The sequence below is a fragment of the Fibrobacter sp. UBA2449 genome (assembly GCF_002342555.1).
Taxonomy (GTDB): Bacteria; Fibrobacterota; Fibrobacteria; order Fibrobacterales; family Fibrobacteraceae; genus Fibrobacter.
On record NZ_DDQF01000005.1, the window covers coordinates 314,658 to 330,408 of the forward strand.

General features: G+C 56.2%; 13 protein-coding genes. 8 read left to right on the forward strand and 5 right to left on the reverse strand.

Going from position 1 to position 15,751, the window contains the following annotated elements; genetic code table 11:
- Position 1: 1 nt before the first annotated feature.
- Both B4B27_RS02930 and B4B27_RS02935 read left to right on the forward strand, forming a co-directional pair.
- On the forward strand, positions 2-1,357 hold the full coding sequence (locus tag B4B27_RS02930; RefSeq protein WP_290723473.1) for a SpoIID/LytB domain-containing protein: 1,356 nt from the start codon (positions 2-4) through the stop codon (positions 1,355-1,357).
- Positions 1,354-2,682 carry a MiaB/RimO family radical SAM methylthiotransferase gene (locus B4B27_RS02935; protein ID WP_290723476.1) on the forward strand — a complete coding sequence of 443 codons (1,329 nt, stop codon included), beginning with the start codon at positions 1,354-1,356 and terminating at the stop codon, positions 2,680-2,682. Before B4B27_RS02930 ends, B4B27_RS02935 begins: the two co-directional genes overlap by 4 nt.
- A 69-nt stretch (positions 2,683-2,751) precedes the next feature.
- On the opposite strand, the gene B4B27_RS02940 is transcribed toward B4B27_RS02935, so the two are convergent.
- On the reverse strand, positions 2,752-5,481 hold the full coding sequence (locus tag B4B27_RS02940; RefSeq protein ID WP_290723478.1) for a fibro-slime domain-containing protein: 2,730 nt from the start codon (positions 5,479-5,481) through the stop codon (positions 2,752-2,754).
- A 219-nt stretch (positions 5,482-5,700) separates the two neighbouring features.
- On the opposite strand from B4B27_RS02940, the gene B4B27_RS02945 reads away from it, so the two are divergent.
- On the forward strand, positions 5,701-6,315 hold the full coding sequence (locus tag B4B27_RS02945; RefSeq protein WP_290723480.1) for a hypothetical protein: 615 nt from the start codon (positions 5,701-5,703) through the stop codon (positions 6,313-6,315).
- 78 nt (positions 6,316-6,393) lie between these two features.
- Here the strand turns inward: B4B27_RS02945 and B4B27_RS02950 are convergent, their stop codons facing one another.
- Complete coding sequence (locus B4B27_RS02950) at positions 6,394-7,266, reverse strand: DUF3078 domain-containing protein (protein ID WP_290723482.1); 873 nt, start codon at positions 7,264-7,266, stop codon at positions 6,394-6,396.
- 107 nt (positions 7,267-7,373) lie between these two features.
- Here B4B27_RS02950 and B4B27_RS02955 point away from each other — a divergent pair, with 107 nt between their 5' ends.
- A complete protein-coding gene (locus B4B27_RS02955) occupies positions 7,374-7,874 on the forward strand; it encodes a hypothetical protein (protein WP_290723484.1) in 501 nt (166 codons plus the stop codon).
- Between the two features lie 57 nt (positions 7,875-7,931).
- On the opposite strand, the gene B4B27_RS02960 is transcribed toward B4B27_RS02955, so the two are convergent.
- The 3 genes from B4B27_RS02960 to trpS all read right to left on the reverse strand — a co-directional run bounded on the left by B4B27_RS02960 (position 7,932) and on the right by trpS (position 11,133).
- A complete protein-coding gene (locus tag B4B27_RS02960) occupies positions 7,932-9,203 on the reverse strand; it encodes an argininosuccinate synthase (RefSeq protein WP_290723486.1) in 1,272 nt (423 codons plus the stop codon).
- Between the two features lie 43 nt (positions 9,204-9,246).
- Complete coding sequence (locus B4B27_RS02965; RefSeq protein ID WP_290723489.1) at positions 9,247-10,062, reverse strand: hypothetical protein; 816 nt, start codon at positions 10,060-10,062, stop codon at positions 9,247-9,249.
- A gap of 75 nt (positions 10,063-10,137) precedes the next feature.
- Positions 10,138-11,133 carry a tryptophan--tRNA ligase gene (gene trpS / locus B4B27_RS02970; protein ID WP_290723491.1) on the reverse strand — a complete coding sequence of 332 codons (996 nt, stop codon included), beginning with the start codon at positions 11,131-11,133 and terminating at the stop codon, positions 10,138-10,140.
- A gap of 70 nt (positions 11,134-11,203) precedes the next feature.
- Between trpS and B4B27_RS02975 the strand changes: the two genes are divergently transcribed.
- Genes B4B27_RS02975 through B4B27_RS02990 form a run of 4 tightly spaced genes read left to right on the forward strand, consistent with a single transcriptional unit; the run spans position 11,204 to position 15,737 of the window.
- On the forward strand, positions 11,204-12,361 hold the full coding sequence (locus B4B27_RS02975) for a ribonuclease D (RefSeq protein ID WP_173364837.1): 1,158 nt from the start codon (positions 11,204-11,206) through the stop codon (positions 12,359-12,361).
- Between the two features lie 3 nt (positions 12,362-12,364).
- Positions 12,365-12,955: a 5-formyltetrahydrofolate cyclo-ligase gene (locus tag B4B27_RS02980; RefSeq protein WP_173364836.1), complete on the forward strand. Its 591-nt coding sequence runs from the start codon at positions 12,365-12,367 to the stop codon at positions 12,953-12,955.
- A 34-nt stretch (positions 12,956-12,989) separates the two neighbouring features.
- On the forward strand, positions 12,990-13,952 hold the full coding sequence (locus tag B4B27_RS02985) for a TrmH family RNA methyltransferase (RefSeq protein WP_173364835.1): 963 nt from the start codon (positions 12,990-12,992) through the stop codon (positions 13,950-13,952).
- 39 nt (positions 13,953-13,991) lie between these two features.
- Positions 13,992-15,737, forward strand: a complete 1,746-nt coding sequence (locus tag B4B27_RS02990) for an AAA family ATPase (protein ID WP_173382598.1) — start codon at positions 13,992-13,994, stop codon at positions 15,735-15,737.
- Positions 15,738-15,751: the final 14 nt, after the last annotated feature.

Consider the following 15,751-nt stretch of genomic DNA (forward strand, 5'->3'; position numbering starts at 1 on the left):
GGTGATTGGGTGTCCTAAATTTTCCGCGCTCTGCGTTTTCGCACTTTCGGCAATAGCGTTTGCCGACGATTTTGAACTGCCGGTTTTGCCCGAGACAAAACCCGTCCAGCAAGCTCTACCGCAGGACTCCGCCGGACAGGAGCAGACAAACGACGAATCCGATTACGGGGCACCCGTAAATTTCACACCGATCGAAGCGACAAGCGTCTCCGAAACGCACAACGCAAGCGCAAACTTGCCGTCAGGCGTCATCGCAAAAAAGATTCCCGAGAACCTGAACCGCCCCCTGAAAGTGGGAGTCTACATCGGAGTCAAGGAACTCTATCTGAAACTCGAGGGCGAAACCATACACATGACGCCTTCGGGCAACATGGTAAAGTTCCAGGGCAAGGAAAACTCCGTCACGCTCGAAAACAAGGAAATCTACGGCGAAGGGAATTGCATCTCTATCGCGCCGACCACAAAGGAACTTGCCTCCGCATGCTATCCCGGGCACTTTTACGTGAGCGCAAGCAAGGGACTGATAAACGCAGTGAACGTGATCGACGTAGAAGAATACCTGCGCGGGGTCGTGCCCTACGAAATCGGCAAGCTCGACAGCAGCCGCTTCAGCGCACTCGAATCGCAGGCCATCGCCGCACGCACGTATGCCTACAAGCACTTCGGCAGCCGCGAATCCATGGGGTTCGATGTTTACGCCGATACCAAAGACCAGGTTTACATGGGACTGCGCTCGGCGACTCCGCTTACCGACAGCGCCGTGAAGTCGACCGCAGGAATCGTCATGACCTACAACGGCGAGTTCATCATCGCCTACTACCACTCCACCTGCGGGGGCATGAGCGAGACGCTTGCCACCTGGGAGCGGCCCGACCTTCCCTACCTCAAGAGTGCACCCGACCTGCGCGATGACGGTACGCCATGGTGCAACGAATCGAGCTACAGCAAGTGGGAACGCAAGTTCAGCGACAAGGAACTCGAATCCCTCATAAAGAAGAACGGGAAAGAAGCCAAGGCCAAAGTTCCCGATTTCAAGAAAATCAAGAACATCGTCGTCAAGGACACGCTCAATAGCGGACGCATCCTCACGCTCGCCGTCGAAACAGACAAGGGCAAGTTCGAAGTCCGGGGCGACAAAGTGCGATGGCTGTTCAAGAAGGGCGGGACAATCCTCCCGTCGTCGTTCTTCAGGATAGAACACAAGAAAGGCGAATGGACAGTCTCCGGCAAAGGATTCGGACACGGGGTCGGCATGTGCCAGATGGGCGTCCGCGCCCGGAGTGCCGCGGGCCAGGATTTCAAGACCATCCTCACGCACTACTACCCGGGAATCACGCTGGAGCGGTTCGAGAAATGAGTGCCGAGAACCCGGTTTTTGCCGTAATCAGCCAGGGGTGTGCCGCAAATTTCGGCGACGGGGAACGCATAGCAAGGGCGCTAGCCACCCTACACCCGGATTGCCGCATCCTGTTCAGCCTACCGGAAGCGAAGTCAACCGCACAAGGAAAGCCAAGTCAGCAGGTTACGCCTGACGCCATCTACCTGAACGTCTGCACCGTGAAGGGCAACGCGGGGGCCCTGAAACTTTTACGGACCGCATCCGAATCATTTCCGGATGTGCCGCTGTTCATCACAGGGTGCGCCCCAAAGGACTTCCGCGAGGAAGCCTCCAGATTTACAAACAACGTAGCTTTTACGGATTTAAAGGAAATTTCCGCCGCCGCTGGAATTAGCGACCTAGTCGCGGAATCCAAAATTCCGATGCAAGGCAGAATCCTTCGAGAATCGCCGTTCACAGGTATCGTGAATATCGAGGAAGGCTGTCTCGACGCATGCGCGTTCTGCAGCACGCACCTCGTGAAAGGACGTCTCAAAAGCTACGCCCCCGAAGGAATCGTCGAGCAGGTCAAACAGCTCGTAGCTGACGGTTGCTCCGAAATCCAGCTTACCGGCCAGGACTGCGCCTGCTACGGGTTCGACATCGGGACAAACCTTGCAGAACTCACGCAGGACATTCTCGCGCATGTTCCCGGCGACTACCGGATGCGCCTCGGCATGGGAAACCCGCGCCACATGCAGCAATACGCAGATTCGCTCTGGGAATGTTTCCAGGACGACCGTCTCTACAAGTTTATCCACATTCCTGTGCAGAGCGGGAGCGACAGCATTCTCAAGGCGATGAACCGGAGGCACTCCGCAAGTGACTTTTTCCGGCTCGCCGACGAATTCAACACGCGCTTCCCGCTAGCGACCCTCAGCACCGACCTCATCGTCGGATTTCCCGGAGAAACGGACAGCGACTTCGAGGCGACACTCCAGCTGCTCCGTGACACCCGACCGACGGTATGCAACATCACGCGCTTTGTCGCCCGGCCGGGAACGGCCGCCGCGCGGATGGAGGCCGACACGGCACTGCGCATGCCCGACCGAGTCAAACACGAACGATCGGCCATCCTCGCCGAAGCCTTCCAAAAAATCGCGCAACAAAACAATTCCCGGTGGATGGGTCGCGAGTGCCGCGTCACCGCCGAAAAGGCGGGCCACCGGAGTGGCACCTCCATCGCGCGGAACGAGGCCTACCGCCCGGTAGCCCTCGTCGGCGACATTCCCGCAGGCAAGTCGCTAAAGGTCCGCATCACAGACGCTGAACCATTCGCACTCATCGGGGAAAAACAGGACTAGGGCGGGCCTCGAGCATATATAAAAAAGGCCCGGCTTTTGCCGGGTCCTTTTCAAGCTTGTCCTTCCGAACTAGTTTCCACGGCGGAGGTAGCCGCGAGTCGTCGTGTAGGAGGCGCGCTGGTACGGGGCATCCACGAACTGCGTGGCACCATTGCCCATGTAGGCGCAGTACTTGTAATGTTCCTTAATGATGGACACCTGGTAGATGTAGGGACCCGTGCCGAGCTTGCGGCCCTGCTGAGAAATCGGATACATCTTGATGGTCACCATCATTTCGGCAACACCGCTCGTCTGGACCGGTTCGCCCTTGTCCGGGAAGCAGTATTGACCCTGCAGACCAGCATTCACAACCGGGTCCGTCACCATCTGGCGGAACACGTTGGGATCCTTCACGCTTTCGGTGTACTGGCTGATGAAGTGGCCAAGGTGGTCAAACACGCGCACGTTCACCTGGAACGGCTGCGACGTACGGAACGAAATGCTGGAGCAGCTTTCGGTGCCGTTCGCATCCGCATAGCAACGTCCCATCGCCGGGGTTCCGTTATCGCCCTGCACACCGTTGTTGTTTTTGATCTTGGCGTTCGGCCATGTCACAGCAGCACCGGCATGGCCATCAGCACCAACCGGAGCTCCCGTAATGGCGTCCCAGTTGTCCTTGAGCCAGCCATTCTGGTCTCCGCCATCAATAAAGTCTGTCGGAAGCGGTGTAATCAGCAACTCGGCAGTGGCGTTATTCTTAAGCATTCCGTCATCGGACGCTTCGGCCAAAGCCGTCAACTCATCCACATAGAATTCCGGACGGACAAGCGTCGTATCCTTCATGTCGATAACCGTAGTCGGGTTCACAATCAACTTCGTCGAAGCCCATTCCGTCGGGAAGCTTTCAACCGTCTTGCCCGCCGAAGAAGTGATGTAGACCGGAACCAGCTGACCCAATTCGTTTACCACGAACATCTTTTCGCTCCAAGCGTTATGCGCTTCGCTCAGAGGATCATTGTTCGGATAGTTGAACGCAATCATATCGCCACCCTGAAGGGACTTTTCTACGTTATTCTTGTCCTTCACTTTGCCCTTGATATCGTAGACAACACCTTCGGCACCCTTGTCCATGACAAATTCCACGCTGGTCACATACATGCCAAGCGTATCATATGTGGCACAGGCACCGGCATTGGCATCGTAATTGGTGCAGTGCGCCACGACGATGGTCGGAATCTGTCCCGAGTTGCCGCCTGCAATCATCATGTCAATGGTCGCCTGCGAAAGCGGCGTATTCAGGATAAGGCTCGTCGTCGCCACACCGTCGGTCACGGTAACGGCGGCATCCTTGACTGTCGGCTGACCATACTTGGTCGGAGCAAGTTCAGCAAGGGAAGTCTTCATGTACATGTTGGAACCATCGGACTGACGGTCCGCATAGAAGAAGTGAAGGTGGTGCCAGGTGTTGTCAGCCCAATGGACAGAGCCATCCCCCTTCGGCTGGCAGTTTTCACCCGTTCCCGTCTTGTTCGCAAGAGGAGGTGCCCCCAGAACGGCAAGGGCAGGATCCGTCACGCAGCCATGACCATTCGCAGCAAGCGTCTCGATATCGACACGGCCCGGAGCGGCAAGGTGAGTACCGCCAAGGTCCACGGCAAGCACGCCGTCCACAAAGATCCACATATCGTCGTCACCCGTGAACTCGAAGATTTCGTGGTTCGGGGTCTGGTTCTTGGAATGATACTTGAACTTGGCGTAACCCATCATCGTAAAGCCGTAGTTGCGGAGATGCTGTTGGCCGAGCGTGCCAGCACCGTTAGCAGCAGCCTGGGCGGCCGTCGGAGTACGGGGGCCACCGTTAGCAAGCCAGGAATTACAGAGGGCATTGGTCTTCGAGCCCATCATGTCAGTCTGGTCACCCGCATACTGGTAATCATACGGCGGGCAGAAGATGGAGAGCGTCTGCGGGCCCCACTGTTCACACTGTTCCGTCGAGCAGCCGCCGTTCGCCTTGGTCGCCATATCAATACGCATCTGCGTGTTCGTATCGACGATATCGAGCGGGAAGTATCCGCCGTTACTGTAGTTATAGTCAATGGAATAGACACCCGTAGATACAGACGGGAGGACCAGAACCGTGTTGCTACGCTTGCTCCAGCCGTTCCCGTCCGAATACCACTGGTCAAAGAACTGGTTGTCGCACAACGGAGCCCCGGTTCCCAGGATTTTCACGCCGTCGAGCATGTCGAGTTCTCCCGTAGCGGGATCGGGGATAAACTGCAGGTAGGACTGGACCATGCCGGGAGTATAATACACCGTATTAGCCCAGAAGTTCCCGTTGCACTTTGCACCGCTGATTGCGCCCGCCTGGTACGCTTCGTAACCGCGACGGGTCCATCCCCTGGCCGTCTTGTCGTTACATTCGCCGTACTTGAGTTCCTGGGCCGTCGTAACCCCCTGCAGGTACGTCGGCAAATACGGGTTCAAAACATTAGGCTTGCCATCCTGTCCAATCCAGGCACCGGCCTTAGAACGACCGTTACCGCAGGAATTGTGATAAGGAGCGAGCCCATACCACGCCTGGTCGTAACCGGGATAGTTCTTGGCCAAAATCTTGTTGCCGCATTGGCCACCACAGTAGTTTCCGTCACCCGTGCTGATGTATTCTTCGGAAAAGTTCTCGAAGTCCGGATGATTCACGGGGAAATCGCGAACGATGATATCCAAGTTCGCCGCGCCAGCGACATCGGCGTGAACCGGAGTTAATCCAAACAATCCGACAAAAGCGACGGAGAGTCCTGCTACCAATTTTGTCTTCATATAATCCAATCTCCACCTACTCAACATAGGTTCTATTCGTATATATACATACTAAATATAAACCAAAATCGACGATTTATTCTCTTTTTTTTTCAAAAAGCACCGCAAAAAAGCTGTTTTACGGTTTTGCGTGACAAAAAACATGAAGTTTGGACCTCCAGTCGGGGTCCAAACTTCCCTTTTCGTCAAATTTGTGTGACCCAGTTCTATATTTGGGACATGAACTGGTCCATTATTTTCGCCATCGCCATCGCGCTCATCCTGCTAAGGGTCCTCTACCTGCGCATCAAGGCCAACAGCCTGGAATCGGATTCCTTCAAGAACATGCTCCCCAAAGACAAGCTCGCCGTGCTCAAGGAATGCCTGCTCAACAACCCCACGCGCACCACCCTCGCAAACCTCGACACCTTCCTCAAGGAACAGGGAATCGAGACGGACACCGAAAGCTACCGTCCCTACATGGAGCGCCAGTTGCAGCTGCTGCGCAAGAAAAACGCCATCGCCGAAGACAACGAGCTATACGCCGAAGAGACTGCCTGGGTCGACCGGATCCGCCCCCTGGAGTTCACCGAAGCCGAGAAGGCTTTTGCCGAAGGAAACGAGGACTCGTTCGTCGACCACACGCTCGAAGGCATCTCGCGCCTCTATTCCGACGATGCCATCCTTGACGAACTTTCGAAGCTCGAACCGCGCTATGCCAAGGCAACTTCCCTTATCGACGGCTACAAGAAACTCATCGCGCTCCGAGACGAAAGCGGCGCCGACGACAAGTCGCTCGAAGCATTGCGCAAACACCGCGATGCCTGGATGAACGATTTGCTCACCCGCCCCTAGCAGTTAAAAAAAATTAGTTTGTACAAAAAAAATTTCCCCGGCTAGGCCGGGGATAAAATTTTTCCGTTCGCGAGTCGATTAGAACCAGCGCCAGGTGAGGCCGAAGAGTACCATCGTCTTGTACTGGGCGTCGCGGTCCAAGTCCTTGTCGTAGGCCATATCGTAGCCGACCTGGAGTTCCACGTAAGGAACGAGCGTCACGGCGAGGAGGTTTTCCCACTTGCCGTCGATTTCGTCAATGCCCTTGAAGTTCACGAAAGCCCACAGACGGCTCTTGAAGCTAGCAATGTTGGAGAACGCATACTTGAATTCCGTGATGGATTCAAGGCCCGGTTCATTCTTGAACTTTTCGAACTTTTCCGTATCCTTGTCATCGGCAAAGCCATAGCCGTTGGAAATCGTCATGCGGTTAGCAAAACCGAGACGCTGGCTGAACATGTCGTTCGGGATGAAGGCCACACCGGCGACCTGCGTTTCATATGCAGGATCCATGAAGCTAGATACGGCCTTCTTCACTTCGTTGCCCTCGTCGTCCGTGCTGTAAGTATAGCCGGCGAGGAACTGGGTCTCGAAGCGGTTACCCGCGTAAAGCTTGAACTTCTCGGTGATGTTGAAGTCGACCATGGATTCCCAGAAGATCTTGTCAGCGGACTTGCGCTGACCAAGGCCATCTGTCCAGGTCTTGCCCACGGCGAGGTTCACGAGGTTGCGCCAGTTGGCCACCTTCCACTTGCCCGTCACGTCGGCATCGAAGGACACAAGCCAGGTGTAGTTGGAAGTTCCATCCTGCTGCCAGTTGGAGAAGTTGTAGTAGTTCCACTTGACAGCGGCGACCACATCGGCAGTCCAGTTCTCGGGAAGCGAGCCCTCGAACATGCCGCCTTCTGCCATGGCGGGTACAGCAAATGTGCAAGCGGTAGCGCATGCCAAAAGAAGCGATTTTATTTTCATGTTGTTTTCCTCGTTTTGGCCCGGGCGTAACCCACAGGGCCGGATGTTCGTTTTAAAGATAGCACTTTTTTCGGCAAAATGGGCAGGCGTTTTCTATTATTGCACACATGACCCGCGTAGCCGCGACACTGATCCTGCTCCTGAGCATGCTCGCACATGCCCAAAACGCCTCTCCCTGGAGGTTCGAAGCCGGCGTATCGGCAGGGCAGCCAACCCCGGTCATGATAGGAGCGGGAATCGGCTACAAGGCGCTGACCCTGCACCTAGAAGGGCTCGGCATCCACAAGGGCGGAAACGACTTCTGGTGCGGATTCCGCGGCGGGTTCGACTGGACTTTCTTCCGCGAACTCCCGTTTAGAGTAGACCTGGGCGTCGGAGGCGGCTACGAATTCGCAGAAGCCCCCAACAAGATGCACCAGGCATTGAACAAGGCGAACGGGGCCATGTACCTCTACCCCTACAACTACAAGGAATCCCTGGACGTTTCCGCCGAAATACGGATCCACCTCTTCGGGTTCTTCACCCAGGTCGCCTACCCCATCTACTACTTCATGAAGCACGACGAGCCCGCAATCCTCTGGCGGGCCGGATACCTGGCAGAATTCTAATGCAAAAATCCCCCGGTTTTGAACCGAGGGATTTTTCATGCGGACAAGGCTACCGAATTACTTCTTCGGGAGCTTGACTTCCTTGCCGAAGTCCACGTTCGTCTTGTTGCCGAGCAACAGGGCGCGCGTCTTGAGCGGAAGGCCGAAGCAGCGGATGAAGCCCGTCGCGTCCTTCTGGTCGTACATGTCGACGTCGGTGAATCCACCGAGGCCCATATCGTAGAGGCTGTAGGGGCTCTTGATGCCGGCCGGGATGATGTTGCCCTTGTAGAGCTTGAGGGTCACGTCACCGGTAACAACCTTGTTCACTTCGGTGAAGAAGGCGTCCATAGCCTGGCGGAGCGGAGTGAACCACTGGCCATTGTACACGAGGTTCGCGTACGTCATGGACATCTTCTGGGCTTCGAACAAAGTTTCCTTGTCGAGCACGAGCTGCTGCAGGCATTCGTGAGCCTTGTACAGGAGCGTGCCACCCGGAGTTTCGTACACGCCGCGGCTCTTGAGGCCAACGAGGCGGTTTTCGACGATGTCCAAGAGACCGCAAGCGTTCTTGCCGCCAATCTTGTTCAGGTATTCGAGGAGTTCGACAGCGCCCATCTTCTTGCCGTCGATAGCCACCGGATTACCCTTATCGAAGGTAATCGTCACGTGGTCGGCCTTGTTCGGGGCCTTTTCGTACGTGGCGGTGTGCTTGAGGAATTCGTACTTGTGTTCCTGTTCCGGGAATTCCAGAACGCCACCTTCGTGAGAGAGGTGCCACAGGTTGCCGTCTTCGGAGTAAATCTTCTTCTTGCTGATGCCGTTCAGCGGAATCTTGTGTGCGGCAGCGTAGTCGATAGCGTCTTCGCGGCTGTGGAACGTCCACTTCGGGTCCTTCCACGGAGCGATGATCTGGAGCTTCGGGTTGAGAGCGGCGTAGGTCAGTTCGAAACGGACCTGGTCGTTACCCTTACCGGTAGCGCCGTGAGCAACAGCGTAAGCGCCTTCCTTCTCGGCAATCTTCACCTGGTACTTGGCGATGAGCGGACGGGCGAAAGAGGTACCAAGGAGGTACGTGCCTTCGTACTTTGCACCGGCGCGAACGGTCGGCCAAACGTAGTCTTCAAGGAATTCCTTCTTGAGGTCGAGAACGTAGCACTTGCTAGCGCCGGTCTTGAGGGCCTTGTCTTCGAGGGCCTTGGCGTCGGGGAAGTCGTTCTGACCGAGGTCGGCAGCGAAAGCGATCACTTCGCAATCGTAGTTTTCCTTGAGCCAGGGGATGATGATGCTGGTATCGAGTCCACCGCTATAAGCGAGGACAACCTTTTTCTTGGATTCTTTCTTAGCCATTGTATTTCCTTTTGAGAAAATTTTAGACGAACCAAATATAGAATTAAAAGCCGATTACGGCACCCAGGTAGGCAGACATCGCCCACGAATCCACGGACCTGTTGAAGAAGCGCTGGAAACCCATTTCGAACGAGACCCACATCGTCGACAGCCGCTTCTTCGCCCACGACCAAACCTCCTGCATGTCGAACGCCACGCCCGGAGCTAGCGTCAGGAGCTGGGCCCCGCCAAAATTGTATTCGTAAAGGATGCTTCCCGTCGCTCCAAAATACGTAAGGATCGCGACTCCCGCCCCGGCTTCGACTCCAATAGAGAATCCATCCAACGAGAACATCTTTTCGCAGTCCTCTATTTCCTGTTTTTCGTTTTTCGTCCCCCCCGGTATCGGAAGCCACCATTCATCGTCTCGCTGGTGCCATTCTTCGCGGATGTCCTCAAGGTCCGTATTTTCCAGTTCCACAATCGGGCCTACGAACCAATCCCAAAAGCCCTGCGGGAAATGGAACCGCGTATTGACCCGGTACCTCTGGTAGCGAAGCATCACGTCCGTATCAAGGTCTCCCCCGAAAAACCGCACGTCACCCCCCGCACTAATCCAGTCGCTATAGAAGTATTCAAACTGGCCCTGCCAAACGCCGAGGCAATCGCATTCCTTGGTCGGATTGAAGATTCCTGCCGCAAGCCCCACCAAAAGTCCATAACCCGTATAGGCAGACTGACGCGGGAGCGGGACACTCTTCTTGGCAGTTCGTTCCGTAGAATCCGCGGCAGAGGGTTCTATAGCCGACGAGTCCTTCACCGCAGGTTCAGCGGCCAGGGACGCAAAGGCCAGAAGGAATGTCAAAACAAGGACTCGCATTACCCATAATCTATAAAAACCCAGTTGCCGATGCAACCGGGTCAAATGGGATTCTGGCAATCTTGTTTATCTTGATTAGTATGTGCCCAACAGGGAACGCACCTTCTCCATCATCGCCTTCGACTTCACGCGGGCCTTCTCCTTGCCGTATGCGAGAATCTTGTCGATTTCCTCGGTGTGGCCGAGCAGGTAGAAGTACTTTTCGCGGGCGGCGCCCAGGTGTTCTTCAAGAACGTTCTGCAGCTCCTGCTTCGCGTGTCCCCAGCCCATGCCGCCGGCGCGGTAGCGGGCGGCGAGCGCCTCGGTCTGTTCCGGAGTAGCGAAGAGTTTGTACAACTTAAACACGTTGCAGGTATCCGGATCCTTCGGTTCCTCGATGCCCTGGGAGTTCGTGACAATCTTGCCAATCTTCTTCTTGAGGGCCTTGCTCTCGAGGAAGATGTCAATCACGTTGTCGTAAGACTTGCTCATCTTGCGGCCGTCGAGACCCGGGATAATGCCGGTCGTTTCCTGGAACACGGGTTCCGGGATGGTGAACACGTCCTGCCCAAAATGCTTGTTGAACTTGATGGCAATATCGCGTGCGAATTCCACGTGCTGCTTCTGGTCCTTGCCCACGGGCACGATGTCTGCGCTGAACATCAAAATGTCGGCGTCCATGAGGCACGGGTAGCAATAGAGACCCATGTTCACGTTCGCATCCGGATCTTCACCGGCGGCGTTGTTCGCCTCGACCTTCGCTTTGTAGGCGTGGGCGCGGTTCATGAATCCCTTCGGCGTAAAGCAGCTGAGCGCCCAGCTGAGCTCGAAGATTTCGGGAATGTCGCTCTGCTTGTAGAACAGGCCTTCTTCGGGGTTCAGGCCAAGCGCAAGCCAGGTCGCCGCAATCTTGTAGATGTTCGCGCGCATCTCGGCGCCGTTCTGCACGGTAGTGAGAGCGTGGTAGTCTGCAATGAAGTAGACCGTATCGTAGGTCTTCGAAAGTTCAAGAGCAGGGCGGATTGCACCGAGGTAGTTACCCAGGTGAGGAGTGCCGGTGGGCTTGATGCCAGTAAGGGATATCTTTTTCATGGGCGCAAATATAGCAAGATTTACAGGGCGGCCTAAAACGACAAGCGTTATTTATTTAAATTTAAAGAAAATGATGCAGAACGAAAAATACATCCTGGTCGACAGCGAAGAAGGCCTCGCGAACCTTATCGCGGACCTCGAGCTCTACGATATGGCGGCCGTGGATACCGAGGCCGATTCCATGCACCATTATCTTGCAAGGCTCTGCCTCATCCAGATTACGATTGGCGAACACCACTATATCGTCGACCCGCTCTGTGCCGTCGACATTTCACCGATTTTTTCGACTCGGGCCATGCAAACGGTCATCTTCCACGGGGCCGACTACGACCTGCGGCTCCTGTGGCAGACCTACAAGTTTTCACCCAAAAGCATTTTCGATACCATGCTTGCGGCCAAGTTCCTGGGCGAAGAACACCTGGGGCTTGCAGACCTCGTCCGGAAATTTTTCGGTGACGAACTCAAAAAGGAAAACCAGCGCGCCGACTGGACCATTCGCCCACTCCCGCTCGAAATGTGCGAATACGCCATCCACGACACCTTCTACCTGCACGAACTGTGCGCCATCCTTTCCGAAAAGCTCATCGCCGCAGGGCGCTACGGCTGGCTCATGGAACAGGGACGCGTTCTCATCGAGCACGCGAAGAACCCGGGAGAAAAGACGAACGACCCCTGGCGCATTTCCGGTTCCAACATTTTTCCACCCTGCGGGCTCAACATTCTCAAGTTTCTTTGGGAATGGCGCGAAAAGCAGGCCGAAGCCATGGACCGCCCACCCTACAAGGTGATGCCCGCCGAACTCATGCTCGCCATAGTGCGCGCGGCCCAAGCGCATTTCCCGAACGTGAAGGTAGAACAGCTTCCAAAACTTCCGCGAAACTTCAGGGACGAACGTCTCGATTCCTTCAAGGAAATGCTGCAACAGGCCGTTTCCACCCCCGAAAGCGAATGGCCCGAACGCAAGCCCAAGGCTCCGCCTCCACCAGTAATCCCCCACTCGGAACTCCTAGCCGCCCTCAAGATATGGCGCGACGAGGAAGCCGAAAGCCTACACCTCGACCCCTCGCTCCTGGCAAACAAAGGGCAGCTCATCTGGCTTGCCGCGCCCGGCAACATGGCCTGGGAAGAACGGTATAGCGAAGCCCACCTCATGTCGTGGCAAAAGGACCTCTGGAACGGGATTCTCCGGAAGAAACTCCCGACAGCAAAACGCATAGGCGAGGATTAGGCCATGTCCCTTCTACCGGCAATCGCACTCGCCATCCTCGTGATGCTCGTATTCGGCAGTAGCCCCATCGTCGACCTCGTCCTCAAGAAACGGCGCGAAAAGAACGGCGACGACGTCATCAAGGAACCCTGGGTGCAGATTCACGAGATTCCGGGCTACAGGGACTCGCACCACATTGCCGCGTTCTACCCGCTCAAGGGAGAGCCCAACCTCTTGCCCATTATCGAGGAACTCGCACGCGAAGGCAGGCTCCTGCTCCCGCGCTGCGAAGGCGAGGGCATCATGAATTTCTACAAGGTCGCGAACCTGAAAAAGGATCTCGTTCCCGGGCACTTCGGCATCATGGAACCGCGGGAAGGTCTCGAAAAGTTCGAAGGCGAAATCCGCGTCTTCCTCGTACCGGGAGTAAAGTTCAACTGGGACGGCAGCCGCATCGGCCACGGCAAGGGCTACTACGACCGTTTCCTCGCAAAATACCCGGGCGCCTACAAGGCGGGAATCGCGACCCCGGCACAGATTTCCAAGGAACCGCTGGAACAAAAGGCGACCGACATCAAGATGGATACCGTTATCGCCTGCAAGCCAAGGTACTAGACAATACTCAATAGTTTTTCAACGGAGCAACAGAATGCAATTTGACAATGACGACAATCGTCGCGGTCCCGGCAGCGACCGCAAACCCGGTTTCGGACGCCGCTTCGACAACCGCAAGTTCGGCAACCGCGATTTTGAAAGCCGCAGTTTCGGCAGCCGCGATTTCAAAGGCAATGATTTCAGGAGCCGTGACTTCGACCGCAGGCCCCGTCCCGAAAACATCGTCACCGCCATGGGGGACGCCGAATCGCAGCCGCAGGTCGCCGTCGGCGGGATCAGGGAAGTCTCCGAGCTTCTCGCCAAGGAGCCCTTGCGCATTCACCGCATCCTCTTCATGCACCAGTCCGGGAATCCCAAGCTCTACGAACTCCAGAAGGCCGCAAAACGCGCACACGTCCACGTGCAGCAGGTAGACTCGAAAATTCTCGACAGCTACGCAAGGCCGAACCAGGGCGTCGTCGCGCTCATGAACGAAAAGGAACTGCTGAACTGGATGGATGTCCGCGAGGAATTTTTCAATGCGGTAGACAAGGGCGAAAAGAAACTCATCGCCGTCGCGACCAACATCGAAGACCCGCGAAACCTCGGCGCCTGCATCCGTAGCTGCCTCGCCCTGGGAGTCGACCTTTTCATGATTCCGGCAAAAGGCATGTGCGGAATCACCCCGAGTGTCGCGAGGGCATCGGCGGGAGCACTCGACAAAATGCGCGTCTGCCGCCCCGACAACCTGGAAGGCGCCATCGAAGAACTGAAAATGGCCGGCTATCAGATTCTCGGTCTCGACGCCGACACCGAAACAAACCTCGCCGGGTTCGAATTCAAGGACCAGGCGGTCATCGCCGTAGGCGGTGAAGACGTCGGACTTCCGCCTTTCATCAAGAAGAAATGCGACGCCGTCCTCCGCATCCCGATGATGCCCGAAGCCCACTCCTACAACGCATCCGTAGCTCTCTCCCTCGGACTCTACGAATGTGCGAGACTCCGCATCAAGGCCTAAATAAATTTATCTTGGAATAAAAACGGAAGAGAGGTCCGTATGGAAAGCGCAAGAAAAGTCATCAACCAGTTCCTCAAGACAAAATACAGTCCCGCCGAACTGAAAAGCGAACTCTTCAAGGTTGGCGAAGCCGCCAAGGAAGAAGGCTGGACCTTCATGGACGCAAGCTTCCAGCTCGGAGGCAAGGCCCGTGACGACGGCATGGAACCCGACGAGGTTGAGCAGATCCTCCGCAGGGCATTCTCTACCGAAAAGCGCTCCACCGACCGTAGCGAGGAAAAGGCCGCCGCTGCGGCTGCTGCTCCCGCAGCACCGGGCGAAGCCCCGGCGACATCAGTCGCCCCGCAGCGCGCAACAATCATATCGCCAATGCCTGCCGGCATGATCTCGATGGAGCAGATGCTTGCGCTCGGCCTCGACACGCAGTCCATGGAACTGCTGCAGAACTTCAAGATCGACCCCGAGGCTCTTTCCATCCCCTGGCCCGCCGCCGACTGGCGCAAGGACCTCGCGAAACTCCTCGAAGTCACCTTCGAAAACGACGAGACCATCGACTTCAAGATTTCCGACACGCCGACCGCCACTTCCGAACTCGTCTCGAACATCGTCGACCGCGACGACACTATCAAGAAAATCATGAAGAGCCTGGACAGCCAGGAAGGCGCGCTCATCTGCGTGAACGCGACCAAGGGCGGAGCCGACGCAAGCGACGAAAGCTGGCGCTACCGCTACGCCGTCGTCGACAACCCGAAGATGTCCCTTGCAAAGCAACTCGCCTACTACAAGGCATTGAACCTCCCCTGCGCCGCCCTCGTGAACACGGGTGCGAACTCCGTACAGGCCTGGATCAAGATTGGCGCGAACGACCGCGAAGAATACGACGAGCGCATCGAGTTCCTTTTCAAGACGCTCGACTCCCAAGGCTTCAAGGTAGATTCCGCGAACAAGAGCCCCACCATGATGGCCCGCATGCCGGGCGTGCTGCGCGGTGGCAAGCAGCAGTATCTCATCGGCCTCGAACAGGGGGCGAAGAACTTCAAGGAATGGCAGGAATGGGTCGAGTACTCCCTCGACGGAAAACCTCTCATCGAACTTGCGAGCGACAGCGAAGAGGCGCCCAAGAAAGATGCGAGCATCATCGAGAACATGCTGCGCGCAGGCGAATTCTTCCTCTTCCAGGCACCGCCCAAGAGCGGGAAGTCGCTTGCCCTGATGGACATGGGGCTTTCAATCTGTTACGGAGAAGACTGGTTCGGAAGTTCCACTTCTTCGAACGACGTGCTCTTTATCAACTTCGAGCTCACCAAGTCCGTATTCCTGAACCGCCTCCACATGCTCGGCAACAAGCGCGGGCTCAGCGCCAACACGCCCAAGTTCGGCTTCTTGAACCTCCGCGGCGTAGCGCTTTCACCCATCGAGACGGCCCAGCTTATCGCGAAGCGCATTCAGGGAGCAAAGAAACTCGAGAACCACGACTACCGCGTCGTCGTCATCGACCCCATATCGGCAGTCCTCCACAATCCGAAATCCATGAGGCTGACCGGGTCTCCGCACCAGATTCTCATGCAGATGGTCGACACGATTATCGCCCTTACCGGATGTGCCGTGGTCACCGCCTGCAACAACGGAGAATACCCCTACCTGGAATCCCGCGCCGACAGCGTCATCTCGCTCACGCCGGTCGAAGGCGGCCTCAACCTGTTCCAGATTAACGGTTCGTTCCGCGAGTTCCCGAAGATGCTCGCACGCGAATGTTCCTGGATCTATCCGCGATTCCTCGTGTAGCATACAACAATTCC